Source organism: Alteromonas sp. 4NH20-0104 (genome assembly GCF_057547795.1).
The window spans coordinates 1-2911 of the sequence record NZ_BAAJLP010000062.1 but is presented as its reverse complement, the minus strand read 5'-3'; the positions used below and the strand labels follow the sequence as shown (position 1 = coordinate 2911).

At 50.6% G+C, this 2911-nt stretch carries 1 rRNA gene; it reads right to left on the bottom strand.

Annotation, left to right across the window (positions count from 1 at the left end):
- Nucleotides 1-19: 19 nt before the first annotated feature.
- Nucleotides 20-2888, bottom strand: a 23S ribosomal RNA gene (locus AC27IB_RS23370).
- Nucleotides 2889-2911: the final 23 nt, after the last annotated feature.

The window sequence follows — 2911 nt, the reverse complement described above, 5'->3', positions numbered from 1 at the left end:
AAAGCCATTTAGGCGTTGTATGGTTAAGCCTCTCGGGCAATTAGTACAGGTTAGCTTAACGCCTTGCAACGCTTCCACACCCTGCCTATCAACGTCATAGTCTATAACAACCCTTCCAGCACTTACGTGCAGGGATGACTCATCTTGGGGCTCGCTTCCCGCTTAGATGCTTTCAGCGGTTATCGATTCCGAACTTGGCTACCGGGCAATGCCTTTGGCAAAACAACCCGAACACCAGCGGTTCGTCCACTCCGGTCCTCTCGTACTAGGAGCAGCTCCCCTCAATCATCCAACGCCCACACCAGATAGGGACCGAACTGTCTCACGACGTTCTAAACCCAGCTCGCGTACCACTTTAAATGGCGAACAGCCATACCCTTGGGACCGACTTCAGCCCCAGGATGTGATGAGCCGACATCGAGGTGCCAAACACCGCCGTCGATATGAACTCTTGGGCGGTATCAGCCTGTTATCCCCGGAGTACCTTTTATCCGTTGAGCGATGGCCCTTCCATACAGAACCACCGGATCACTATGACCTACTTTCGTACCTGCTCGACGTGTCTGTCTCGCAGTTAAGCTAGCTTATGCCATTGCACTAACCTCACGATGTCCGACCGTGATTAGCTAACCTTCGTGCTCCTCCGTTACTATTTGGGAGGAGACCGCCCCAGTCAAACTACCCACCAGACACTGTCCGCAACCCCGATAAGGGGCCAACGTTAGAACATCAAACATACCAGGGTGGTATTTCAAGGACGGCTCCACATAAACTAGCGTCTATGCTTCGAAGCCTCCCACCTATCCTACACAAGTAGGTTCAATGTTCAGTGCCAAGCTGTAGTAAAGGTTCACGGGGTCTTTCCGTCTAGGTGCGGGTACACAGCATCTTCACTGCGATTTCAATTTCACTGAGTCTCGGGTAGAGACAGCGTGGCCATGGTTACACCATTCGTGCAGGTCGGAACTTACCCGACAAGGAATTTCGCTACCTTAGGACCGTTATAGTTACGGCCGCCGTTTACCGGGGCTTCGATCAAGAGCTTCGCTTACGCTAACCCCATCAATTAACCTTCCGGCACCGGGCAGGTGTCACACCCTATACGTCCTCTTTCGAGTTAGCAGAGTGCTGTGTTTTTAATAAACAGTCCCAGCCACCTGGTCACTGCGGCCCCCGACAGCTCAAAGAGCAAGTCTTATCACCATCAGGGGCGTACCTTCTCCCGAAGTTACGGTACAATTTTGCCGAGTTCCTTTACCCGAGTTCTCTCAAGCGCCTTAGTATTCTCTACCTGACCACCTGTGTCGGTTTGGGGTACGGTTTACATAATCATAAGTTTAGAAGATTTTCCTGGAAGCAGGGCATCAACAACTTCACCACCTTGGTGGCTCGTCTCGTGTCTCAGGATTGTGTGACCGGATTTACCTAATCTCACTCCCTACGCACTTTCACTTGGACAACCAACGCCAAGCTTGCTTAGCCTTCTCCGTCCCTCCATCACTGATTATATAAGTACGGGAATATTAACCCGTTTCCCATCGACTACGCATTTCTGCCTCGCCTTAGGGGCCGACTTACCCTGCCCTGATTAGCATGGGACAGGAAACCTTGGTCTTCCGGCGTGCGGGTTTTTCACCCGCATTATCGTTACTCATGTCAGCATTCGCACTTCTGATACCTCCAGCAAACTTCACAGTTCACCTTCAACGGCTTACAGAACGCTCCCCTACCCAGCATACAAGTATGCTGCCGCAGCTTCGGTATATTGCTTAGCCCCGTTACATCTTCCGCGCAGGCCGACTCGACTAGTGAGCTATTACGCTTTCTTTAAAGGGTGGCTGCTTCTAAGCCAACCTCCTAGCTGTCTGGGCCTTCCCACATCGTTTCCCACTTAGCAATATTTTGGGACCTTAGCTGGCGGTCTGGGTTGTTTCCCTCTTCACGACGGACGTTAGCACCCGCCGTGTGTCTCCCGGATAGTTCTCTTTGGTATTCGGAGTTTGCAAAGGGTTGGTAAGTCGGGATGACCCCCTAGCCTTAACAGTGCTCTACCCCCAAAGGAATTCGTCCGAGGCTCTACCTAAATAGATTTCGGGGAGAACCAGCTATCTCCCGGTTTGATTGGCCTTTCACCCCCAGCCACAAGTCATCTCCTAACTTTTCAACGTTAGTGAGTTCGGTCCTCCAGTTGATGTTACTCAACCTTCAACCTGCCCATGGCTAGATCACCGGGTTTCGGGTCTATACCTAGCAACTAGACGCGCAGTTAACACTCGCTTTCGCTACGGCTCCCCTACATGGTTAACCTTGCTACTAAATATAAGTCGCTGACCCATTATACAAAAGGTACGCAGTCACCCCTAAAGGCTCCCACTGCTTGTACGTATACGGTTTCAGGTTCTATTTCACTCCCCTCACAGGGGTTCTTTTCGCCTTTCCCTCACGGTACTGGTTCACTATCGGTCAAATAGGAGTATTTAGCCTTGGAGGATGGTCCCCCCATCTTCAGTCAGGATAACACGTGTCCCGACCTACTTAATATGTAAACAAAGCATCTTCATGTACGGGGCTATCACCCGGTATCGCTCAACTTTCCAGAAGATTCCACTAATACTTTGCTTATCGGCTGCTCCCCTTTCGCTCGCCGCTACTCAGGGAATCTCGGTTGATTTCTTTTCCTAAGGGTACTTAGATGTTTCAGTTCCCCTCGTTCGCCTCGTTAACCTATGAATTCAGTTAACGATACACATAAATGTGTGGGTTCCCCCATTCGGACATCTGTGGCTCAAATGCGTTTTGTCAGCTCACCACAGCTTTTCGCAGACTTACACGTCCTTCATCGCCTCTATTTGCCAAGGCATCCACCGTATACGCTTAGTCACTTAACCATACAACCCTAAATAGCTTCCAT